Consider the following 20,084-nt stretch of genomic DNA (forward strand, 5'->3'; position numbering starts at 1 on the left):
GCGCTTCGCGCTCTATTCGCGGGCGCTGCTGGATTACTTGCCTAACTTGCGCAATTCATCCGACTCGACAATCCGTACGCCATCCTGCTCTTCCAGCGCCAGGCGCCACATGGCGCGGGCCAGTTGGCAGGCTTCGATGCCGTGGTATTTGCCCGGAATCAATTTCGACAACGGACCGGCAACCCGTTCGGCCAGTCGCGGCTCGGCGCGATCGCCCAGCAACAGCGAAGGCCGGCAGATGGTCAGCTGCGGCCAATTCTGCGCGCGCAATGCGTGTTCCATCTCGCCTTTAACCCGGTTGTAGAAAATCGGCGATCTGCGGTCGGCCCCCAAGGCACTGATCACGATCAGGTGCCGTGCGCCCATTTCCCGGGCACGTTTGGCGAAGGCCACGACCATGTCCAGGTCCACCGCGCGAAACGCTTCCTCGGAGCCGGCTTGCTTGATCGTGGTGCCGAGGCAGCAGTAGGCGACGTCGACGCGACCGTTCAATTGCGGCAGAAACTCCGTCGGGTCGCCGACCGGGTTTTCCAGGTGAGGGTGTTCGGCCAGTGGCCGGCGTGAGGGGGCTAATACGCGTGCAATCGTTGGCTCGTTGAGCAGACGGTCAAGCAAATGTTCACCGGTTAACCCGGTAGCTCCGGCAAGCAATACATGCTGAGGCGTCAAGTACATAGTTATTCCCCCTTGATACTGTTCAGCTTAGTTGCTCTTTTCATCCTTGCTGATAGAGACACTTTGCAATGCCTTTCGTGCCTGCTGCTTGCGTAACAATTGCCAGTGGGCGAGCACGGCTTTCGGTGCCCAGATCTGTGGTTCGGAGGCTTCGAAGCTGTCGGCCAGCTCACGCTCGGCCACGGTGGCGCTGGCCCGTTTGAAGGCTTGCTCCAGATCGTCGGTCTGGTTCAGCGCCTGGGCGAACAGTGCGTCGCCGAAATAGGTGAAGTTGGCTTCTTCCGAACACCCGAAGGACACTCGGTCGGCGCGCGAGGCGGTCATGATCAGGGTGTGTTCATCCTTGAGGGCAGGGATGAAGCCGCCGGAATAACAGGACGAAATCACGATAATCTTGTCGCGCTTCTTCAGGGGCGCGAGGACGGCGGCGAGTTCGTCGGCCGGCAGGTCGGCCAGCTCCATGCGTGGCTGGTCGAGTACCAGCTCGTGTTCACTGGAGCCATGGCTGGTCAGGTAAATGAACAGCAAGTCCTCCGGACCACTGCGCTCGGCCAGGGTCTGGGCGGCGCGGCGCAGGTTTTCCCGGGTGGCCATCGGCCGGTCGCCGAGGTGGTCGCGATGGTTGACCAGGCGAATCTGGCCGAAAGCGCCGAAACGGCTGGCGAGCATGTTGGCGACGTAGTCGGATTCGCGCAGGAACACGCTCTGCTTGCCGTCACCGCCCAGGGTCAAGGTGTACAGTTCGACCGCCGGAGTCGAGGCCGGCACGTTGGCCAGTGCTTCGTCGAGCAAGCGGCCCTGGGCCAGCAAGCCGAGTTCCAGGGTGTCGGGCAGCAGCTTGCCGTCGGCGTCGCGCACGCGCTGGCTGTTGATCCAGGTGCCGCTCAGCACTGTGCCATCGGTCAGTACCAACGTGCCTTTGCCCTGATAGTTGTCGCCGTCGAACTGGCCGATATAGAAACTGCCATCGGCCAGGTTCAAGCGGCCCTGACCGGTAAAACGCCAGTCGCTGAACTGACCGATGTAATGACTGCCATCGGCGCCGATCAACTCGCCCTTGCCGTTCAGCACGCCTTCCTTGAACTGACCGATCCAGACATCGCCATCGGCGTTTTCGTAGCGGCCCTTGCCATGCAATTGATTGTTCTTGAACCCACCGACGTAGATATCGCCATCGGCGCTGTTGAAAGTACCGTTGCCTTCCAGTTGGCCATCGACGAAGTGCCCGGTGAACTGATTGCCGCTGGCATCGCTGCGCTGGCCTTCGCCGTTGGGTTTGCCGTGGGCGAACTGACCCTGGTACTGGCTGCCGTCTTCGAGTTCCAGACGACCGAGCCCTGAATATTGGTCGGCCTTGAATTCGCCGCGATAGGTCATGGCGTTTTCTTTGAGGGTGCCTTCACCGTCCCGTCGACCGGCCTTGAAACCGCCGGTGTAGCTGCTGCCGGTGGTGGTCAGCGTGCCCTGGCCGTCGAACAGCCCCTGCTGGAACTGCCCGCGATAGACCTCGCCGTTGCTGCCGTGCCATTCGCCCTGGCCATGCCATTGGCCTTTGTCGAAGTGACCGGCATACCAGCTGCCGTTCGGGTAATCGATGCGACCCTCGCCTTGCAGCAGGCCGTTGACCAGATCACCACGATAGCGTCCGCCATCCGGCAGGCGGGCGTCGGGGGGCAACAGCGATTCGCCATCGCCGCAAGCGGTGAGCATCAGGGTCAGGGCAAGGAGTGCAAGTGAGCGCATAGCGGGATCCGGGCAATTAGGCGACGGAGTATGCCGCAGCTATGTGTCGCATTTATAGAGACACGGCACAGACACAGCGCGAAACAGCATGAGCTGCTTCGCAATCAGGCATGTGTCAGACGAAGCAGAGGGACAATGGCTCGGCGATATAGGCCGGTTTGTCCGATCCTTCGATTTCAAGCGTAGCGGTGGCCTTGAGCAGCCATTGGCCGGGTTTCTTCTCGGTGACGTCGTTCATGTCGACCTTGAGTCGAACCCTGGAATTAACCTTCACAGGCTGGATGAAACGCACGCTGTCCAGGCCATAGTTGACCACCATCTTCGCGCCTTCGGGCAGGATGAGGATGTCTTCCATCAGTTTGGGGATCAGCGACAACGACAGGAAACCATGGGCGATGGTGCTGCCAAAAGGCGTTTGCGCGGCTTTGACCGGGTCGACATGGATGAACTGATAATCGCCTGTGGCTTCTGCGAACAGGTTGATGCGTTCCTGGTCGATGGTGAGCCATTGGGAACGTCCGAGTTCCTTGCCGACATAATCTTTGAGCTCTGCAACTGGAACATAGGGCATTGAGACTCTCCTTGGGTTCATCGGATTTATAGTTTTTCGAGTGGGGGCTTGACCTCCCTGCGAACCACTTTAGATCAACATGACAAATTGCTCCGGTCAACTGACCATGCTTTTGGCGAATGCCGACTCATAGCGTGCTTATAATGTCGGGCCCCTTCTTGGTGGGGGAGAGCGCGGGAGAGGATGGATGTTGTTACGTGGCCTGACCTGGCTGGTGCTGTTTCAATTGCTCGGCACAGCCCTCAATCATCTGTTTTTGCCGGTGCTGCCGGGGCCGATCATTGGCCTGCTGTTGCTGCTGGGGTATCTGATCAGCCGCGGTCAAGTCGGCGAACCGCTGAACCTTGCGGCCAGCAGCCTGTTGCGTTATTTGCCGTTGCTGCTGGTGCCGCCGGCCGTGGGCGTGATGGTCTACGCCACTGACATTGCCGCGGATTTCTGGGCGATCACCGGTGCGCTGGTGTTGTCGTTGGTGCTGTCGATGGCCTTCGCCGGGGTGCTGATGCAGCGCCTGGTCAAGCGTCACGCCCATTCCGAGGACAGCCAATGATGTTCGATTGGCACGGCGCCTGGGCGTCGGTGATTCATCATCCGCTGTTCGGCATCGGCATTACGCTGGGCGCGTATCAATTGGTGCTGGCGGCGTTCGAGAAAACCCGCTGGATTTTTCTGCAACCGGTGCTGGTCTCCATGCTGCTGGTCATCGGCGTGCTGGTCAGTTGCGGCCTGAGTTACGTTGAGTACCGCAAGAGCACCGAGATCCTCAGTATCTTGCTCGGGCCGGCCACCGTTGCGCTGGCGGTGCCGCTGTACCTCAACCTGCGGCGGATTCGACAGTTGTTCTGGCCGATATTTACTACGCTGGTGATAGGTGGCGTGGTCGCCACGGGCATGGGGGTGCTGCTGGGTTGGTGGTTCGGCGCCGAACACATGATCCTGATGACCATGGCCCCCAAGTCGGTGACCTCGCCGATTGCCATGCTGGTGGCGGAGCAGATTGGTGGCGTCGCGGCGCTGGCGGCGGTGTTCGTGTTGATCACCGGGGTGATCGGAGCGATCTTCGGGCCGAGTCTTTTGACTCGTCTCGGTGTCCACAGCCCGGAGGCCCGCGGTATGGCTCTGGGCATGACCGCCCATGCGGTCGGCACGGCGGTGGCCATGCAGGAAAGTGAGGAGTGCGGCGCCTTCGCGGCGCTGGCGATGAGTCTGATGGGCGTGGCCACGGCGGTGTTCCTGCCGTTGGCGGTGTCGATGGTGGTGTAAGGAAATGTCTATGAGTCTGCCGCTTTTTCCGCTGAACACGGTGCTGTTTCCGGACTGCATCCTCGACTTGCAGATTTTCGAAGCACGCTACCTGGACATGATCGGCCGTTGCATGAAACAGGGCAGCGGCTTCGGCGTGGTGTGTATTCTCGAGGGCGAAGAAGTCGGCATCGCTCCTGAAGGCTACGCGCGGGTGGGGTGCGAGGCGCTGATCACCGATTTCCATCAGCAGGACAACGGCCTGCTGGGCATTCGGGTAAAGGGCGGGCGGCGTTTTCACGTGGTGCGCACCGAGGTGCAGCGCGACCAGTTGATCGTCGCCGAAGTCGAGTGGCTCAAAGATGAACCTGAGCAACCGCTACAGGATGAAGATGCCGACCTGGTCGCGCTGCTCAAGGCCTTGGCGGAACACCCGATGGTCGAAGCACTGAGCATGGGCACCGAAGCGACGGGGCAACAGTCGCTGGCCAATCAGTTGGCGTATCTGTTGCCGTTTTCCGAGGTGGACAAGATCGACTTGCTGCAACTCGATGATCCGCAGCAACGGCTGGATGCGATTCAGGCGTTGCTGGATGAACTGCAAGGTGAGTTGTTTGCCTGATGTCCACTGAAAGATCGCAGCCGCTACAGGTGCGATCTTTCAATCCTCAATATGCATACCGCAACAAAGCTTGCGGCAAATGCCGCAACACAAAGAAGCCGAACAACGCCAGCAACGACGGCAACACCAGCCACCAGACCTTGGGTGGCATGGCGTTGAGCGGCACCTGGCGTTGCGTCAGCCACAGGCTCGCCGCACACACGCATGCCGCCAGCATCGCGCCGGCCAGTACATCGGTAGGCCAGTGCGCCCCCAGGTAAACCCGCGACAGGGCAATCGCCAGCGCCGGCAAACAACCCAGCAACAACCAGGTCAGGCGCATTCGCGGCGGTTGTCCGCGGCCAGCCAGCACCGCGAGCGTCAGAAACAGCGCGAACGAGCCCGAGGCGTGGCCGCTGGGCATGCTGTAGCTGGTCAGTGGATCGCTCAGCACTTCCGGGCGAATGCGGGCGAAAAAGTGCTTGGTTGCCGTGTTACCCAGCGCGGTGAAAAGCAACGTGCTGCCGGCGAAGATCGCGTGCCGCCATTGTCGCGTCAGCAACAGCAGGGCCGTCAACAGGGCGCTGATCATAAACATGTTGCGGAACTCGCCAATCAGCGTGAACACCACGGCTACTTCATCGAGCATCGGGCTGCGGTGTTCCTGCACCAGGGGCATCAACCCTTGGTCGAGGGCGGTCAGGTGCGGATAGCCGATGAACAGTCCCGCCAGAATTAGAAAGCTCATGCCGGTGATCAGCATCGTCGCCTTGCGATGGCGGCGCATGCTGCTGGTAATGCTCAAGCCCACCATGACGGCGATGCTGCCGGCAACGATCCCGGCCTCGGGCCAGAACCCTTCGGGCAATGGCAAGCGAATCGCCGCGCCGGTGGCCCAGCCGGGCAGCAGATAGGCAACGCTCCAGCCCGCGGCGGCCAACAGGCTGACGGCGGCGAAGCGGGGGAAGGGCATATCGAACATACCTGCGACCATCGGCAGCATTGGCCGCAACGGGCCGATAAAGCGTCCGACTAACAGGCTGGCAATGCCATAACGCTGAAAATACGCTTCGGCCCCGGCGATCCATTCCGGATGATGGCGCAACCCCGGCAGGCGCCGGATGTTCTGGTGGAAATGTCGTCCCAGGAAATACGAAACGATGTCGCCCAGCACGCCGCCGAGGAAACCCAGCAGCAATGTTTCACCCAGCGACAGTGCGCCACTGCCGGCCAGTACTGCCGCGGCAAACAACAACACCGTACCGGGTACGATCAGCCCGGCAATCGCCAGGCACTCCACACACGCCACTACGAACACTGCCATGGCCAGCCACTGCGGATTGACCGTCAGCCAACCGATCACGCTATCGAGCCATGGGCCCATAAAAACAACTCCATCGAATGTTCACTTGGCCCCAAAGGGACGAATCTCCCAAATGCTGAACGACCGCTCCCACTGGGATTCCCGTTTGCCCGGGCACGTTTCAAGTCAGCAAAAAATAATCGCGCCCTTCGACCTGACCCCGACGCATCGGATTGCGAGTGCAGTACGGCGCGTAAGCCGCATCGACGAAACGGTACATTAAATGTTCGTCGCGCCCCTGGGGGATGCCCAGGCGTGTGGTCTGGATGATATGGCCGGGCGCAGGCCCGATGTCTTCCACCAGCAGCACTTCATGGTCAAAACGCTTGGCGTCCCAGACCGGCACCTTCAGCCCCAGCGCCTTGCACAGCAACGTCTGCCCGGCGCACAGCTTTTGTGAGGGGCGAGGGCGGCCCTGGGCGTCGGGATTGTTCAGCAGCATCTGCGCCAGGCTGGCTGGCCCGCTCAGTTCATCGACCCATGGATAGGCGGATTTGATCAGCACCGCATTGCCCGGACCTTGGGCACTGAAGTTCAGGGAATCGCCGCCGCGGGCGTAATACATATAGATGTGGCCGCCATCCAGAAACAAAGCTTTACGCTTTTCTGTGTAGCCCAGGGAAGCGTGGCTACCCTTTTCTTCGCAGTAATAGGCTTCGGTCTCGATAATCCGGGCGCTGAGCCACAGGTCGTCGACCCGGTGGCGGATGATTTTGCCCAGCAGATCCCGGGCCAGCGTTTGGGCGTCGCGGTCGAAAAATGCATCCGGCAGAGCCTTGGGCGGGCGCGTTTCGGACGCACGAACAGTCAGGTTAGTCATGATGAACAGCGTTTATCAGGGCTGATTGAGTCGTGATGATAACAATATGCTAAGGGGGCGCTCTCAATGAGTTTCCCCGCCGCGCCGGGTCTGCTGTTGTGCAGGGCAAGGCGCGAGAAGCGTGGTTTGGTCATTCCAAATAAGCTTCGAGCAACGCAGCCCTGCACAACAGCAGGCCCGGCCCTTCGGGTTGTGCCTTAAAGCGGGCCAGGCTGCGTTGCAGGCCTTGGAAAGGGAACAACCATTCCCAGCGGCCTGCGCCTTGCCTGGCCCGCTTTAAGGCGACAACGCGGCGGGGAAACTCATTGAGAGCGCCCCCTGGTCACGGCTGAACGTCGGCAAATTGCCTTCCATTTCGACCATCCGCCCGTCACCGCTGTTAGTCCCGAGACGCGACAGCTATAATCTGCCGCTTTCCTCTTTACCAAGACCACAGCAGACCATGACTGAGTCCGTTCTTGACTACATGACCCGTTTGGGTCGCGCCGCCCGCGAAGCTTCCCGCGTGATCGGCCGTGCCAGCACCGCGCAGAAAAACCGCGCCTTGCAGGCGGCCGCCAATGCGCTGGATGCTGCGCGTGCCGAGCTGACCGCAGCCAATGAACTGGATTTGGCCGCTGGCCGTGCCAATGGTCTTGAGCCGGCCCTGCTGGAACGCCTGGCGCTGACCCCGGCGCGCATCGACGGCATGATCGTCGGTTTGCGTCAGGTCGCGGCCTTGCCGGACCCGGTCGGCGCGATCCGCGACATGAGTTACCGGCCGTCGGGCATTCAGGTCGGCAAGATGCGCGTGCCGTTGGGCGTGATCGGGATCATCTACGAATCCCGGCCTAACGTGACCATCGATGCTGCCAGCCTGTGCCTGAAGTCCGGCAACGCGACCATCCTGCGTGGCGGCTCCGAAGCGATTCACTCCAACCGCGCCATTGCCGCCTGCATCCAGCGCGGCCTGGCCGAGGCCGATCTGCCGGCCGCGGTGGTGCAAGTGGTCGAAACCACCGACCGTGCCGCCGTCGGCGCGCTGATCACCATGCCCGAATACGTCGACGTCATCGTGCCCCGCGGCGGCCGTGGCCTGATCGAACGGGTCAGCCGCGATGCCCGCGTGCCCGTCATCAAGCACCTGGACGGCATCTGTCACGTCTACGTCAGTGCCCACGCCGATCTGCCGAAAGCCCAGCGCATCGCATTCAACGCCAAGACTTACCGTTACGGCATCTGCGGCGCGATGGAAACCCTGTTGGTCGATCAAGCCGTCGCCAAAGAGTTTCTGCCAGCGATGGCTGCCCAGTTCCGCGAAAAAGGCGTCGAACTGCGCGGTTGTGAGCGCACCCGGGCGATCATCGAGGCCGTCGCGGCCACTGAAGACGACTGGACTACCGAATACCTGGCGCCGATCCTCTCGATCCGCGTGGTCGACGGGCTGGACCAGGCCATCGAGCACATCAACCAGTACGGCTCCCATCACACCGACTCGATCGTCAGCGAAAACCTGTCTGACACCCGGCGTTTCGTGGCTGAAGTCGATTCGTCCTCGGTGATGATCAACACCCCGACCTGCTTCGCCGATGGCTTCGAATACGGATTGGGTGCCGAGATTGGCATTTCTACTGATAAGCTGCACGCCCGCGGCCCGGTGGGCCTCGAAGGTCTGACCTGCGAGAAGTACATCGTGGTCGGTGACGGTCAGCTGCGCGGCCAGGAGTCGCTCTGACTTGGGCGACCTCGACCCGTCAGTCCCAGTGACCGCCAGCGAGCCCCGGCCTCGACGCATTGGCGTACTGGGCGGGACCTTCGACCCGGTGCACATCGGCCATTTGCGCGGTGCACTGGAAGTCGCCGAATCGCTGGCTCTCGATGAGTTGCGTCTGACACCCAGTGCCAGGCCGCCCCATCGGGACAAGCCGCAGGTATCGGCGAAGGACCGTCTGGCGATGGTCAAGTGCGCGGTGGCCGGTGTGGCACCGTTGGTGGTGGATGCCCGCGAATTGCAGCGGGACAAGCCGTCCTACACCATCGACACCCTGGAACTGATGCGCGCCGAACTTGCCGCTTCAGACCAGGTTTTTCTACTTTTGGGCTGGGACGCATTTTGCGGCCTGCCCACTTGGCACCGCTGGGAAGAGTTGCTCCAGCATTGCCACATCCTGGTGCTGCAACGCCCGGATGCCGACAGCGAACCGCCGGATGCCTTGCGCAACCTGCTGGCAGCACGTTCGGTGAGCGACCCGCTGGCTCTCAAAGGGCCGAGCGGACAGATTGCATTCGTCTGGCAGACACCGCTCGCGGTATCCGCCACCCAGATCCGTCAACTGCTGGCCAGCGGTAAGTCGGTACGTTTCCTGGTGCCCGACGCGGTCCTGGCCTACATCGATGCGCACGGACTTTACCGTGCGTCGAACTGAAAAAGGGCGCGCTTCAAGGCACGTGAATGCGTGTATCGAAGCGCCCGAACATACGAGCAAAACGAGTTTTATATGACTGACAAAGACGTAAACAAAGTAAAGCGCAAGGGCACATTCAAGAGCGCACCGCTGCCAGTAGAAGCACCAACTGGCGCGCCACTGGCCGGCGAAGAGCTGGTCAAGGTTGCCGTAGCGGCCCTGGAAGACGTCAAGGCCCAGGACATCCAGGTGATCGACGTTCGTGAAAAGCAGAGCATCACTGACTACATGATCATCGCCACGGGTACGTCCAACCGCCAGATCGGCGCGATGCTGGACAAGGTCCGCGAAGCCGTCAAAGCCCAAGGCGTCAAGCCGCTGGGTGAAGAAGGCAAGGGCGACAGCGACTGGGTGCTGCTGGATATGGACGACGTCATCGTGCACATGATGACTGCCTCGGCGCGCCAGTTCTATGACCTGGAACGCCTGTGGGCCGGTGCCGAGCAAAGCCGTTCTGCCAGCGCTGCACACCACAGCCCTGAGAACACCCATGAGCATTTCACCAAGCTCAACAAAGACCAGCAATAAGGGAACGCTGTGCGACTGCGACTGATCGCCGTCGGTTCACGCATGCCCAAGTGGGTGGAAGAAGGCTGGCATGAATATGCCAAGCGTCTTCCTTCCGAGCTGGCGCTGGAACTGGTGGAAATTCCGCTCAACACCCGCGGCAAGAACGCCGATGTGGCGCGCTTTATCCGTCAGGAAGGCGAAGCCATGCTGGCCAAGGTCGGGTCGAACGAGCGCGTTGTCACCCTCGAAGTCCACGGCAAGCCCTGGAGCACCGAGCAACTGGCGGTCGAACTCGATCGCTGGCGGCTGGACTCGCGCACGGTGAATTTCATGGTCGGCGGCCCCGAGGGGCTGGCGCCGGAAGTCTGTGCCCGGGCGGATCAACGCTGGTCGTTGTCGCCGTTGACGTTGCCGCACCCGTTGGTGCGGATTCTGATCGGTGAACAGCTGTATCGTGCCTGGACAGTGCTGTCCGGCCACCCTTACCACAAGTAGTTCTGCCCTCATGTCCCAGCCGATCCGCATCAAGGACCACGAAAAAGACGCCCGTCTGGTGCGTGGCCGCGTCGTGTTCGGGGCTATTACGGTGGTGACGCTGATCGGCGTGCTGATCGCGCGGCTGTATTTCCTTCAGGTGATCCAGTACGAGTACCACTCGACCCTGTCGGAAAACAACCGCGTCCATGTGCAGCCGATTCCGCCGACTCGCGGGCTGATCTACGACCGCAATGGCGTGGTGGTGGCCGACAACCGGCCCAGCTTCAGCCTGAGCATGACCCGTGAACGCTCCGGCGACTGGCAGCAAGTGCTCGACGTGATCGTCGAAGTGCTGGAGCTGACGCCCGAGGACCGGGTGATCTTCGAGAAGCGTATGCGTCAGGGGCGTCGGCCGTTCGAGCCGGTGCCGATCCTGTTCGAGTTGACCGAAGAGCAGATCGCCCGCATCGCGGTGAACCAGTTCCGTCTACCCGGTGTGGAAGTGGTCGCGCAGCTGGTTCGTCACTATCCGCAGGGCGCGCACTTTGCGCACTCGGTGGGATATATGGGGCGGATCAACGAGAAAGAGCTCAAGTCTCTGGACCCGGTGAGTTACAGCGGCACCCATCAAATTGGCAAAACCGGCATCGAGCGCTTCTACGAGCCCGAATTGCACGGTCAGGTCGGTTACGAAGAAGTCGAGACCAACGCCCGTGGCCGCGTGCTGCGGGTACTCAAACGTACCGAACCGATTTCCGGCAAGGACATCGTTCTGAGCCTGGACATCAAATTGCAGGAAGCTGCCGAAGCCGCGCTTGGCGGTCGCCGTGGCGCGGTGGTAGCGCTGGACCCGAAAACCGGTGAGGTGCTGGCGATGGTCAGCCAGCCGAGTTTCGATCCGAACCTGTTCGTCACCGGCATCAGTTTCAAGGCCTACTCCGAGCTGCGTGACTCCATCGACCGGCCACTGTTCAACCGCGTGCTGCGCGGTCTGTACCCGCCCGGTTCGACCATCAAGCCAGCGGTGGCGATTGCCGGCCTGGATGCGGGCGTGGTCACGGCGTCGACCCGGGTGTTCGACCCGGGCTACTACATGCTGCCCAACTACGATCACAAGTACCGCAACTGGAACCGTACCGGTGACGGCTTCGTCGATCTCGACACGGCGATCATGCGTTCCAACGACACCTACTTCTATGACCTGGCGCACAAGCTGGGGATTGATCGGTTGTCGTCCTACCTGAGCAAATTCGGCATTGGCCAGAAGGTCTCCCTGGATATGTTCGAAGAGTCGCCGGGGCTGATGCCGACACGGGAATGGAAGCGCGTGACCCGTCGTCAGGCCTGGTTCCCGGGCGAGACGCTGATTCTGGGGATCGGTCAGGGCTACATGCAGTCCACTCCGTTGCAACTGGCGCAGGCCACGGCACTGGTGGCCAACAAGGGTGTCTGGAATCGTCCGCACCTGGCCAAGACCATCGAGGGCGAGAAGCCGAAGGATGAACATCCGATGCCGGACATTATCCTGCGCGACCCGTCGGACTGGACCAAGGTCAATCACGGCATGCAGCAGGTAATGCACGGTGCCCGGGGTACGGCGCGCAAGGCATCGATCGGCGCGCAATACCGGATCGCCGGCAAAAGTGGTACGGCCCAGGTGGTTGCGATCAAGCAGGGCGAGAAGTACGACCGCTCCAAGGTGCAGGAGCGCCACCGCGACCACGCCTTGTTCGTCGGCTTCGCGCCGGCCGACAACCCGCAAATCGTGGTGTCGGTGATGGTCGAGAACGGCGAGTCCGGCTCCGGCGTCGCCGCGCCGGTGGTGCGTCAAGTGATGGACGCCTGGCTCCTCGACCAGGACGGACGACTGAAAGCCGAATACGCCAGCCCTATCAGTGCGGAGGCTACGGCCCGTGAAGAATAATTTCGATCGCATGCTCTCCAGCGAGGATGTGATGCGTCGCCGTGCGACGCTGTTGCAACGCCTGCACATCGACGGCCCGCTGCTGATCCTGCTGCTGACCCTCGCCGCCGGCAGCTTGTTCGTGCTGTATTCGGCCAGCGGCAAGAGCTGGGATCTGCTGGCCAAGCAAGCCACTTCCTTCGGCATCGGCCTGATATCGATGATCGTCATCGCCCAGTTCGAACCGCGCTTCATGGCCCGCTGGGTGCCGCTCGGCTATGTGGTCGGCGTGATCTTGCTGGTGGTGGTGGACGTCATGGGCCATAACGCCATGGGGGCCACCCGCTGGATCAATATCCCCGGGGTGATCCGCTTCCAGCCCTCGGAATTCATGAAGATCCTGATGCCGGCGACCATCGCCTGGTATTTGGCCAAGCGTTCCTTGCCACCCCAGCTCAAGCACGTGGGGATCAGTCTGGTGCTGATCGGTGTCCCGTTCATTCTGATCGTGCGTCAGCCCGACCTCGGCACTTCGTTGCTGATCCTCGCCGGTGGCGCATTCGTGCTGTTCATGGGTGGCCTGCGCTGGCGCTGGATCCTCAGCGTGATCGCCGCCGCCGTGCCGGTGGCCGTGGCGATGTGGTTCTTCATCATGCACGACTATCAAAAGCAGCGAATCCTGACCTTCCTCGACCCCGAGAGCGATCCGCTGGGCACGGGCTGGAACATCATTCAGTCGAAAGCGGCCATCGGTTCCGGTGGCGTGTTCGGCAAGGGCTGGTTACTCGGTACCCAGTCGCACCTGGACTTCCTGCCAGAAAGCCACACCGACTTCATTATTGCGGTCCTGGGCGAAGAGTTCGGCCTGGTCGGTATCTGCGCGCTGTTGCTGATTTACCTGCTGTTGATCGGTCGCGGGCTGGTGATTACCGCCCAGGCCCAGACATTGTTTGGCAAATTGCTCGCGGGCAGCCTGACCATGACGTTTTTTGTTTATGTTTTCGTCAACATCGGTATGGTCAGTGGCCTGTTGCCGGTGGTGGGGGTGCCGTTGCCGTTCATTAGCTACGGAGGAACTTCGCTGGTGACGCTACTGTCAGCGTTTGGGGTTTTGATGTCGATCCATACCCATCGCAAGTGGATCGCGCAGGTTTGAATAAGGTGAAGATTTCAATGCAAGTAATGCGTGGCTGGGCGACTCGATACGCACCGTGGGTCGGCCTGGTGAGCATCCTTGGTTCCGTGCAGGAAGCATTGGCCGGCGATTACGAAGGCTCACCCCAGGTGGCCGAGTTCGTTGGTGAAATGACCCGTGACTACGGCTTTGCCGGTGAACAGCTGATGGGCGTGTTCCGCGAAGCCGAGCGCAAACAGTCGATTCTGGACGCGATCTCCAAACCCGCCGAACGCGTCAAGCAGTGGAAAGAATATCGCCCGATGTTCATCACCGACGCGCGCATCGCCCGTGGCGTGGACTTCTGGCGTCAGCACGAGGCGGTGCTGGCTCGCGCCGAGCAGGAATACGGTGTGCCGGCGCAGGTGATCGTCTCGATCATCGGCGTCGAGACCTTTTTTGGTCGCAATACTGGCAATTATCGGGTGATCGACGCCTTGTCGACCCTGGGTTTCGACTATCCTCCCCGTGCTGATTTCTTTCGCAAGGAGTTGCGTGAATTCCTGCTGCTGGCCCGTGAAGAGCAGGTCGACCCGTTGACCCTCAAAGGCTCCTATGCCGGAGCCATGGGCTTGCCGCAATTCATGCCGAGCAGCTTTCGCGCCTATGCGGTGGATTTCGACGGTGACGGCCACATTAATATCTGGAACAACCCCGATGATGCCATCGGCAGCGTCGCCAGTTATTTCAAGCAACACGGCTGGGTCGCCGGCGAACCTGTGGTCAGCCGTGCCGATGTGCGCGGCGATCAGGTGGACGAGGGGCTGACCGACGGCATCGAACCGACGAAAACCGTCGGGGAGTTGCGGGCGCTGGGCTGGTCGAGTCATGATGCGCTGCGCGATGATATGCCGGTCACGGCTTTCCGCCTGGAAGGTGACAATGGCCCTGAATACTGGATGGGCCTGACGAATTTTTACGCGATCACGCGTTATAACCGCAGCGTGATGTACGCCATGGCCGTACATCAACTGTCTGAACAGCTGGTCCAAGCACGGGGCGTCAAGTAATGCGGGCATTGCCTATGAATAAACCCCTGAAGCTCATGGCATTCGCCGCGTTGGCGGTGCTGGTCGCCAGTTGTTCGACCAGCCGCTCACCGACTCAGAAGTCTTCCACCGCCGTTCGTTCGGCCCCCGGCCTGGACATCAACCGGGCGCACAAGGATGGCGCACCCTGGTGGGACGTCGACGTATCGCGCATCCCGGATGCCACGCCGACCCTGCACAGCGGTCCTTATAAAGCCAACCCGTACACCGTGCTGGGCAAGACCTACTTCCCGCTGCAGGAATCCAAGACCTACGTCGCGTCGGGCACGGCGTCCTGGTATGGCACCAAGTTCCACGGCCAGAACACCGCCAACGGCGAGGTGTATGACCTGTATGGCATGAGCGCCGCCCACAAGACCTTGCCACTGCCAAGTTACGTTCGGGTGACCAACCTGGACAACAACAAGACGGTGATTCTGCGGGTCAATGACCGTGGGCCGTTCTATTCAGACCGGATCATCGACTTGTCCTACGCGGCCGCCAAGAAGCTTGGCTACGCTGAAATCGGCACGGCGCGGGTCAAGGTCGAAGGCATCGACCCGCAGGAATGGTGGGCGCAGAGAGGTCGTCCGGCGCCGTTGATGCTCAACGAGCCGCAAGTGGCGCAAAATGCCGCGCCGACCATGACCGCTTCCACTGGCACCGTCGAGCAATGGACGCCACCGCCGCAGCAACACGCCGCGGCCGTTGTGCCCGTGCAGATCGATGCAAAAAAAAACGCTTCTGTACCAGCCTCTGGCCAGTATCTGCAGGTGGGCGCGTTCGCCAACCCGGACGCTGCAGAGCTCCTGAGATCGAAGCTCAGCGGGATGGTGAGCGCTCCGGTGTTCATCAGCTCGATCGTGCGTAACCAGCAGACACTGCATCGGGTGCGCATGGGGCCGATCGGCTCTGCGGGTGAAATCCAGCAGGTGCAGAACAGCGTGCGGCTGGCCAATCTCGGTTCACCGAGCCTGGTCAGCGCCGAGTAACACGTAGTACTTGATTGACGGTTCGCTTGCAGTTTTGGGGGGCGAACCGGGTTGTTGGCTCGTTGAAGAACAAAAGCCCGGCAAGGGTTACAGAGTGAGCAACTGAACACGTGACAGCTTTTTGAAAAGTTGTCTGATTAGTTTTGCCCTAGGGCAGTTTCCATTAGCGATTTCGAGAGACGGATGAACATCACCACCTTTGCCAAACGCCTGTGCCTGCTAGTCCCGCTGCTTCTCTCACCCGCGGCTTTCGCGGTCGAGATGATGCCGTCGCCACCGCAATTGGCCGCCAAAGCCTACGTACTCATGGACGCCAGCAGCGGCAACGTGCTGGTAGAGAACAACGGTGACCAGCGTCTGCCGCCGGCCAGCCTGACCAAGCTGATGACCGCGTACATCGCGACCCTGGAAATCCGTCGTGGCCAGATCGGCGAAAACGATCCGGTGACCGTCAGCGAGAACGCCTGGCGTACCGGTGGTTCGCGGATGTTCATCAAGGTCGGCTCGCAAGTTACCGTCAGCGACCTGCTGCACGGCATCATCATTCAATCGGGCAACGACGCCAGTGTTGCGCTCTCCGAGCACATCGCCGGCAGCGAAGACGCATTCGCCGACCTGATGAACAAAACCGTTGCTGATCTGGGCATGACCAACACCCACTTCATGAACCCGACCGGTCTGCCGAACCCGGAGCACTACTCGTCGGCTCACGACATGGCCGTGCTGGCTCGCGCGATCATCCACGAAGACCCGGCTCACTACGCGATCTACTCGCAGAAAGAGTTCTTCTGGAACGGTATCAAGCAGCCTAACCGCAACCTGCTGCTGTGGCGCGACAAGACTGTCGACGGTCTGAAAACCGGTCACACTGACGAAGCCGGCTACTGCATGGTGTCTTCGGCCGTACGTGACGGCATGCGCCTGATCGCCGTGGTGTTCGGCACCAACAGCGAAGTGGCTCGTGCTGCCGAAACCCAGAAGCTGCTGACTTACGGTTTCCGCTTCTTCGAAACCCAGACCTTCTATCAGAAAGGCGCCGAGCTGGCTCAGGCACCTGTCTGGAAAGGCACCACCAATCAAGTCAAGGCCGGCCTGGCTGAAGACCTGACCATGACCTTGCCAAAAGGCCAGCTGAAGAAGCTTGCTGCCAGCATGACCATGAACCCGCAACTGGTTGCACCCATCGCCAAGGGCGACGTGATCGGTAAAGTCGAAGTGAAACTGGACGACAAAGTGGTGCACAGCGCCGACCTGATCGCTCTGGACGCAGTCGACGAGGGTGGTATCTTCCGCCGCATGTGGGATAGCATCCGTCTATTCTTCTACGGCTTGTTCAACTGATAGTGTGCACCTGCATGGCCCCACGCTGATCCGGCGTGGGGCCTTGCTGTCGCCACGGCTTACGCTTACGAGGCCGTTACGCCATGACCGATACCGAAGTAAAGGCGCCTAAGATCGAATTCCCCAACGTTGATTACCCGGTTAAGGTGATCAGCGATACGGGTGTGGGCAACAAAGACAAGATCATCGAGATCGTCAAGAAACACGCGACGATCAACCATGACCGCGTTGATGAGCGCCAAAGCACCAACGGCAAGTACACCACGATTCAGTTGCACATCGTTGCCACCGACCAGGACCAGCTGTACAACATCAACAGCGAACTGCGGGCTACCGGCTTCGTGCACATGGTGCTGTGATGCCTGGCACGCTGGGCTTTCGCGAACTTGGCCAGATGGCTTACGAGCCGGTCTGGCATGCCATGCAACGCTTCACCAACGAACGCGGCAGCGATGCCGCCGACGAGATCTGGCTGGTCGAGCACCCGCCGGTGTTCACCCAGGGCCAGGCCGGCAAGGCTGAACACCTGTTGCTGCCAGGCGATATTCCGGTGGTGCAGGTCGACCGCGGTGGGCAGGTGACTTACCACGGTCCGGGCCAATTGGTGGCCTACCTGTTGCTGGATGTGCGCAAGCTGGGGTTCGGCGTGCGTGACCTGGTCAGCCGCATGGAGCAGTGCCTGATCGAGTTGCTGGCCAGTTACGGCGTGACCGCATCCGCCAAGCCGGATGCACCGGGTGTCTATGTCGATGGCGCGAAAATCGCGTCCTTGGGTCTGCGGATCCGCCACGGTTGTTCCTTTCATGGCCTGGCCCTGAACGTGGATATGAACCTGGAACCGTTTCGACGGATTAATCCCTGCGGCTATGCCGGGCTGGCGATGACCCAGCTGCGCGATCACGCAGGACCGATTGAATTTGCCGAGGTAAGTGCCCGGCTGCGCGCGCAGCTCGTCAAACACCTCGACTATGCTGAGCAGACGACCCTAACGGGCGGAATCGATTGATATGACTACTGATGCAGTGCAAACCATGATCCCGACGCTCGATGTCACTGAGCGTCCGGCCCCGCGTGCCAAGGTTGAAGCCGGCGTCAAGCTGCGCGGCGCCGAGAAGGTTGCACGCATCCCGGTGAAGATCATCCCGACCACCGAACTGCCGAAGAAACCAGACTGGATTCGCGTGCGCATCCCGGTTTCCCCGGAAGTCGACCGCATCAAGGCCTTGCTGCGCAAACACAAGCTGCACAGCGTTTGCGAAGAAGCATCCTGCCCGAACCTGGGCGAGTGCTTCTCCGGCGGCACCGCGACCTTCATGATCATGGGCGATATCTGCACCCGTCGTTGCCCGTTCTGCGACGTTGGCCATGGTCGTCCGAAGCCACTGGACGTGAACGAGCCGGAAAGCCTGGCCATTGCCATCGCCGACCTGAAACTGAAATACGTGGTCATCACCTCGGTAGACCGTGACGACCTGCGTGACGGTGGTGCCCAGCACTTTGCCGACTGCATCCGCGAAATCCGCAAACTGTCGCCGAACGTACAGCTCGAAACCCTGGTCCCGGACTACCGTGGCCGCATGGACGTTGCACTGGAAATCACCGCCGCCGAGCCGCCAGATGTGTTCAACCACAACCTGGAAACCGTGCCGCGCCTGTACAAGGCTGCGCGTCCGGGGTCGGATTACCAGTGGTCGCTGACCCTGCTGCAACGCTTCAAGCAGATGATGCCGCACATTCCGACCAAGTCCGGCCTGATGCTGGGTCTGGGCGAAACCGACGAAGAAGTCATCGAAGTCATGAAACGCATGCGCGAACACGACATCGACATGCTGACCCTGGGCCAGTACCTGCAACCGTCCCGCAGCCACTTGCCGGTCCAGCGCTTCGTGCACCCGGACACCTTCGCCTGGTTTGCCGAGGAAGGTTACAAGATGGGCTTCAAGAACGTCGCTTCCGGCCCGCTGGTACGCTCCTCGTACCACGCCGACGAGCAGGCGAAGCTGGTCAAGGCCGAATTGATGTCGTCCTGATTCCGCGCTGAGAAAAGAGCACGCCCGCAAGGTTAGTCCTTGCGGGCGTTTTCATTGGCGGTGCCCACATCCTCTGCAGGCTTTTCCTGCAAGCCGTGGTGCGACTGACCCTCTTTTGTTTATTCCCGTTCCTGACTACTGTGTGCTGAAGCATTCACACAGGGAGAATCATGGATGACCGCTCGACCGACCCACACCCTTTGTCCTCACGTCCCTGTTCCGGCCTTGCCGCCTGCAGGGCTGATCGGCGTCATTGCGCCTGCCGGCCCCGCTGCCCTGGACACCGATAAAGCGATTGCCTGGATGCGCGCTCGCGGCTATTCGCTGCGAGTGTTCCCCGGTGTTTACGAGAAAGACGGCTACCTGGCCGGCAGCGACGATGTGCGGCTCAATGACTTGCACGCGGCATTTACCGACAGCGAGGTCGACGCCATCATCTGTTTGCGTGGCGGTTACGGTACGCCGCGTTTGCTCGATCGGATCGATTTCGAGTTACTGCGCAACAATGCCAAACCGTTCATCGGCTATAGCGATATCACTGCACTGCACCTGGCAATCAGCCGTTATGCGGGTTTCGTGACGTTTCACGGCCCGATGCTCAATGCTGACCTGCTGGGTGACAAGCAGAAACCCACCGAGTCCTCGTTTTTCAACATGTTGCGCGGGCAAGTGACGGCGGACAGCGTGCTGGCGCACCCGGTGGCCTATCCGTTGACGACCGTCTCGCCAGGCATTGCTCACGGGCGTTTGCTGGGGGGCAATCTGTCGATGATCGCCGCGACCATGGGCACGCCTTACGAGATCGACGCCGAGGGCGCCATCCTGTTCATCGAAGACATCAACGAGCCGCTTTATCGCATTGATCGGCTGCTGACCCACTTGCGTCTGGCCGGCACGCTGCACAAGTTGCGCGGGGTTCTGGTGGGGGATGTGGCGGGCGTGGACACCATCGCGCTGGAGGGCTTGCTCAAGCAGACCTTCGCGTCGTTGCGCATACCCGTGCTGGCGGGGTGGCGCAGCGGGCATTGCGATCCGAACCTGACGTTGCCGATGGGGGCACTGGTCAGGCTGGATGCGGGGAGCAAGACGTTGGTGTTGGAGCAGGATGTGGTGATCAAGTAACAACACATCGCAAAAAAAGATCGCAGCCTTCGGCAGTTCCTGCAGGTG

21 protein-coding genes are annotated in these 20,084 nt (G+C 61.0%); 16 read left to right on the plus strand and 5 right to left on the minus strand.

Annotation, left to right across the window (positions count from 1 at the left end):
• Positions 1-33 precede the first annotated feature (33 nt).
• The 3 genes from F475_RS14700 to F475_RS14710 form a co-directional block, all read right to left on the minus strand.
• On the minus strand, positions 34-675 hold the full coding sequence (locus F475_RS14700; protein WP_018925742.1) for an oxidoreductase: 642 nt from the start codon (positions 673-675) through the stop codon (positions 34-36).
• A 27-nt stretch (positions 676-702) separates the two neighbouring features.
• Positions 703-2,418 (minus strand): C13 family peptidase, encoded by a 1,716-nt coding sequence (locus tag F475_RS14705; protein ID WP_018925743.1) that lies wholly within the window; start codon positions 2,416-2,418, stop codon positions 703-705.
• 115 nt (positions 2,419-2,533) lie between these two features.
• A complete protein-coding gene (locus F475_RS14710) occupies positions 2,534-2,989 on the minus strand; it encodes a MaoC family dehydratase (RefSeq protein ID WP_007937463.1) in 456 nt (151 codons plus the stop codon).
• Positions 2,990-3,176: 187 nt separating this feature from the next.
• On the opposite strand from F475_RS14710, the gene F475_RS14715 reads away from it, so the two are divergent.
• The 3 genes from F475_RS14715 to F475_RS14725 are packed head-to-tail and all read left to right on the plus strand — an operon-like array spanning position 3,177 to position 4,853.
• Positions 3,177-3,539, plus strand: a complete 363-nt coding sequence (locus tag F475_RS14715) for a CidA/LrgA family protein (RefSeq protein ID WP_064620620.1) — start codon at positions 3,177-3,179, stop codon at positions 3,537-3,539.
• Complete coding sequence (locus F475_RS14720) at positions 3,536-4,252, plus strand: LrgB family protein (protein ID WP_018925746.1); 717 nt, start codon at positions 3,536-3,538, stop codon at positions 4,250-4,252. The genes F475_RS14715 and F475_RS14720 overlap by 4 nt, the downstream gene beginning before the upstream one ends.
• Before the next feature lie 10 nt (positions 4,253-4,262).
• The gene (locus tag F475_RS14725) at positions 4,263-4,853 is read left to right on the plus strand and encodes an LON peptidase substrate-binding domain-containing protein (RefSeq protein WP_018925747.1); all 591 of its coding nucleotides are present in this window, start codon (positions 4,263-4,265) and stop codon (positions 4,851-4,853) included.
• A 46-nt stretch (positions 4,854-4,899) separates the two neighbouring features.
• On the opposite strand, the gene F475_RS14730 is transcribed toward F475_RS14725, so the two are convergent.
• Positions 4,900-6,216 carry a bifunctional DedA family/phosphatase PAP2 family protein gene (locus tag F475_RS14730; protein WP_111454203.1) on the minus strand — a complete coding sequence of 439 codons (1,317 nt, stop codon included), beginning with the start codon at positions 6,214-6,216 and terminating at the stop codon, positions 4,900-4,902.
• Positions 6,217-6,316: 100 nt separating this feature from the next.
• Positions 6,317-7,015 carry a DNA-3-methyladenine glycosylase gene (locus F475_RS14735; RefSeq protein WP_064620614.1) on the minus strand — a complete coding sequence of 233 codons (699 nt, stop codon included), beginning with the start codon at positions 7,013-7,015 and terminating at the stop codon, positions 6,317-6,319.
• A gap of 442 nt (positions 7,016-7,457) precedes the next feature.
• Here F475_RS14735 and F475_RS14740 point away from each other — a divergent pair, with 442 nt between their 5' ends.
• From F475_RS14740 to F475_RS14800, 13 genes are all read left to right on the plus strand, one after another.
• Positions 7,458-8,729, plus strand: a complete 1,272-nt coding sequence (locus F475_RS14740) for a glutamate-5-semialdehyde dehydrogenase (RefSeq protein ID WP_111454204.1) — start codon at positions 7,458-7,460, stop codon at positions 8,727-8,729.
• A gap of 1 nt (position 8,730) precedes the next feature.
• Complete coding sequence (nadD, locus tag F475_RS14745; protein ID WP_111454205.1) at positions 8,731-9,420, plus strand: nicotinate-nucleotide adenylyltransferase; 690 nt, start codon at positions 8,731-8,733, stop codon at positions 9,418-9,420.
• 72 nt (positions 9,421-9,492) lie between these two features.
• Positions 9,493-9,987, plus strand: coding sequence for a ribosome silencing factor (gene rsfS / locus F475_RS14750; protein WP_019581345.1), 495 nt, complete (start codon positions 9,493-9,495; stop codon positions 9,985-9,987).
• 9 nt (positions 9,988-9,996) lie between these two features.
• Entirely contained in the window at positions 9,997-10,464 is a 468-nt protein-coding gene (rlmH, locus tag F475_RS14755; RefSeq protein WP_111454206.1) for a 23S rRNA (pseudouridine(1915)-N(3))-methyltransferase RlmH, read from the plus strand.
• A 10-nt stretch (positions 10,465-10,474) separates the two neighbouring features.
• Positions 10,475-12,370: a penicillin-binding protein 2 gene (gene mrdA, locus F475_RS14760; RefSeq protein WP_111454207.1), complete on the plus strand. Its 1,896-nt coding sequence runs from the start codon at positions 10,475-10,477 to the stop codon at positions 12,368-12,370.
• 31 nt (positions 12,371-12,401) lie between these two features.
• Complete coding sequence (gene rodA, locus F475_RS14765) at positions 12,402-13,505, plus strand: rod shape-determining protein RodA (RefSeq protein WP_019650887.1); 1,104 nt, start codon at positions 12,402-12,404, stop codon at positions 13,503-13,505.
• A gap of 17 nt (positions 13,506-13,522) precedes the next feature.
• On the plus strand, positions 13,523-14,533 hold the full coding sequence (gene mltB / locus F475_RS14770; protein ID WP_086945938.1) for a lytic murein transglycosylase B: 1,011 nt from the start codon (positions 13,523-13,525) through the stop codon (positions 14,531-14,533).
• Entirely contained in the window at positions 14,533-15,543 is a 1,011-nt protein-coding gene (locus tag F475_RS14775; protein ID WP_064620605.1) for a septal ring lytic transglycosylase RlpA family protein, read from the plus strand. Before mltB ends, F475_RS14775 begins: the two co-directional genes overlap by 1 nt.
• Before the next feature lie 183 nt (positions 15,544-15,726).
• Complete coding sequence (locus F475_RS14780; RefSeq protein WP_018925757.1) at positions 15,727-16,884, plus strand: D-alanyl-D-alanine carboxypeptidase family protein; 1,158 nt, start codon at positions 15,727-15,729, stop codon at positions 16,882-16,884.
• Between the two features lie 83 nt (positions 16,885-16,967).
• Complete coding sequence (locus F475_RS14785) at positions 16,968-17,243, plus strand: DUF493 domain-containing protein (protein ID WP_003215438.1); 276 nt, start codon at positions 16,968-16,970, stop codon at positions 17,241-17,243.
• Positions 17,243-17,890 (plus strand): lipoyl(octanoyl) transferase LipB, encoded by a 648-nt coding sequence (gene lipB / locus F475_RS14790; RefSeq protein WP_007937425.1) that lies wholly within the window; start codon positions 17,243-17,245, stop codon positions 17,888-17,890. The genes F475_RS14785 and lipB overlap by 1 nt, the downstream gene beginning before the upstream one ends.
• 1 nt (position 17,891) lies before the next feature.
• Positions 17,892-18,914, plus strand: a complete 1,023-nt coding sequence (lipA, locus tag F475_RS14795) for a lipoyl synthase (protein WP_007946663.1) — start codon at positions 17,892-17,894, stop codon at positions 18,912-18,914.
• Positions 18,915-19,088: 174 nt separating this feature from the next.
• Positions 19,089-20,036, plus strand: coding sequence for an LD-carboxypeptidase (locus F475_RS14800; protein WP_018925758.1), 948 nt, complete (start codon positions 19,089-19,091; stop codon positions 20,034-20,036).
• The last annotated feature ends 48 nt before the right edge of the window (positions 20,037-20,084 follow it).

Origin of the sequence: Pseudomonas sp. URMO17WK12:I6 (genome assembly GCF_003253625.1) — a bacterium.
GTDB lineage: Bacteria > Pseudomonadota > Gammaproteobacteria > Pseudomonadales > Pseudomonadaceae > Aquipseudomonas.

Bases quoted from the DNA above. Each gene is read 5' to 3' on its own strand.
- mltB (WP_086945938.1), top strand. From the start codon at position 13,523: ATGCAAGTAATGCGTGGCTGGGCGACTCGATACGCACCGTGGGTCGGC.
- F475_RS14780 (WP_018925757.1), top strand. From the start codon at position 15,727: ATGAACATCACCACCTTTGCCAAACGCCTGTGCCTGCTAGTCCCGCTG.
- mrdA (WP_111454207.1), top strand. From the start codon at position 10,475: ATGTCCCAGCCGATCCGCATCAAGGACCACGAAAAAGACGCCCGTCTG.
- F475_RS14710 (WP_007937463.1), bottom strand. From the start codon at position 2,989: ATGCCCTATGTTCCAGTTGCAGAGCTCAAAGATTATGTCGGCAAGGAA.
- F475_RS14785 (WP_003215438.1), top strand. From the start codon at position 16,968: ATGACCGATACCGAAGTAAAGGCGCCTAAGATCGAATTCCCCAACGTT.
- rodA (WP_019650887.1), top strand. From the start codon at position 12,402: ATGCGTCGCCGTGCGACGCTGTTGCAACGCCTGCACATCGACGGCCCG.
- F475_RS14730 (WP_111454203.1), bottom strand. From the start codon at position 6,216: ATGGGCCCATGGCTCGATAGCGTGATCGGTTGGCTGACGGTCAATCCG.
- F475_RS14735 (WP_064620614.1), bottom strand. From the start codon at position 7,015: ATGACTAACCTGACTGTTCGTGCGTCCGAAACGCGCCCGCCCAAGGCT.
- F475_RS14740 (WP_111454204.1), top strand. From the start codon at position 7,458: ATGACTGAGTCCGTTCTTGACTACATGACCCGTTTGGGTCGCGCCGCC.
- rsfS (WP_019581345.1), top strand. From the start codon at position 9,493: ATGACTGACAAAGACGTAAACAAAGTAAAGCGCAAGGGCACATTCAAG.
- F475_RS14775 (WP_064620605.1), top strand. From the start codon at position 14,533: ATGCGGGCATTGCCTATGAATAAACCCCTGAAGCTCATGGCATTCGCC.
- F475_RS14715 (WP_064620620.1), top strand. From the start codon at position 3,177: ATGTTGTTACGTGGCCTGACCTGGCTGGTGCTGTTTCAATTGCTCGGC.
- F475_RS14800 (WP_018925758.1), top strand. From the start codon at position 19,089: ATGACCGCTCGACCGACCCACACCCTTTGTCCTCACGTCCCTGTTCCG.
- F475_RS14700 (WP_018925742.1), bottom strand. From the start codon at position 675: ATGTACTTGACGCCTCAGCATGTATTGCTTGCCGGAGCTACCGGGTTA.
- F475_RS14725 (WP_018925747.1), top strand. From the start codon at position 4,263: ATGAGTCTGCCGCTTTTTCCGCTGAACACGGTGCTGTTTCCGGACTGC.
- F475_RS14705 (WP_018925743.1), bottom strand. From the start codon at position 2,418: ATGCGCTCACTTGCACTCCTTGCCCTGACCCTGATGCTCACCGCTTGC.
- F475_RS14720 (WP_018925746.1), top strand. From the start codon at position 3,536: ATGATGTTCGATTGGCACGGCGCCTGGGCGTCGGTGATTCATCATCCG.
- lipB (WP_007937425.1), top strand. From the start codon at position 17,243: ATGCCTGGCACGCTGGGCTTTCGCGAACTTGGCCAGATGGCTTACGAG.
- lipA (WP_007946663.1), top strand. From the start codon at position 17,892: ATGACTACTGATGCAGTGCAAACCATGATCCCGACGCTCGATGTCACT.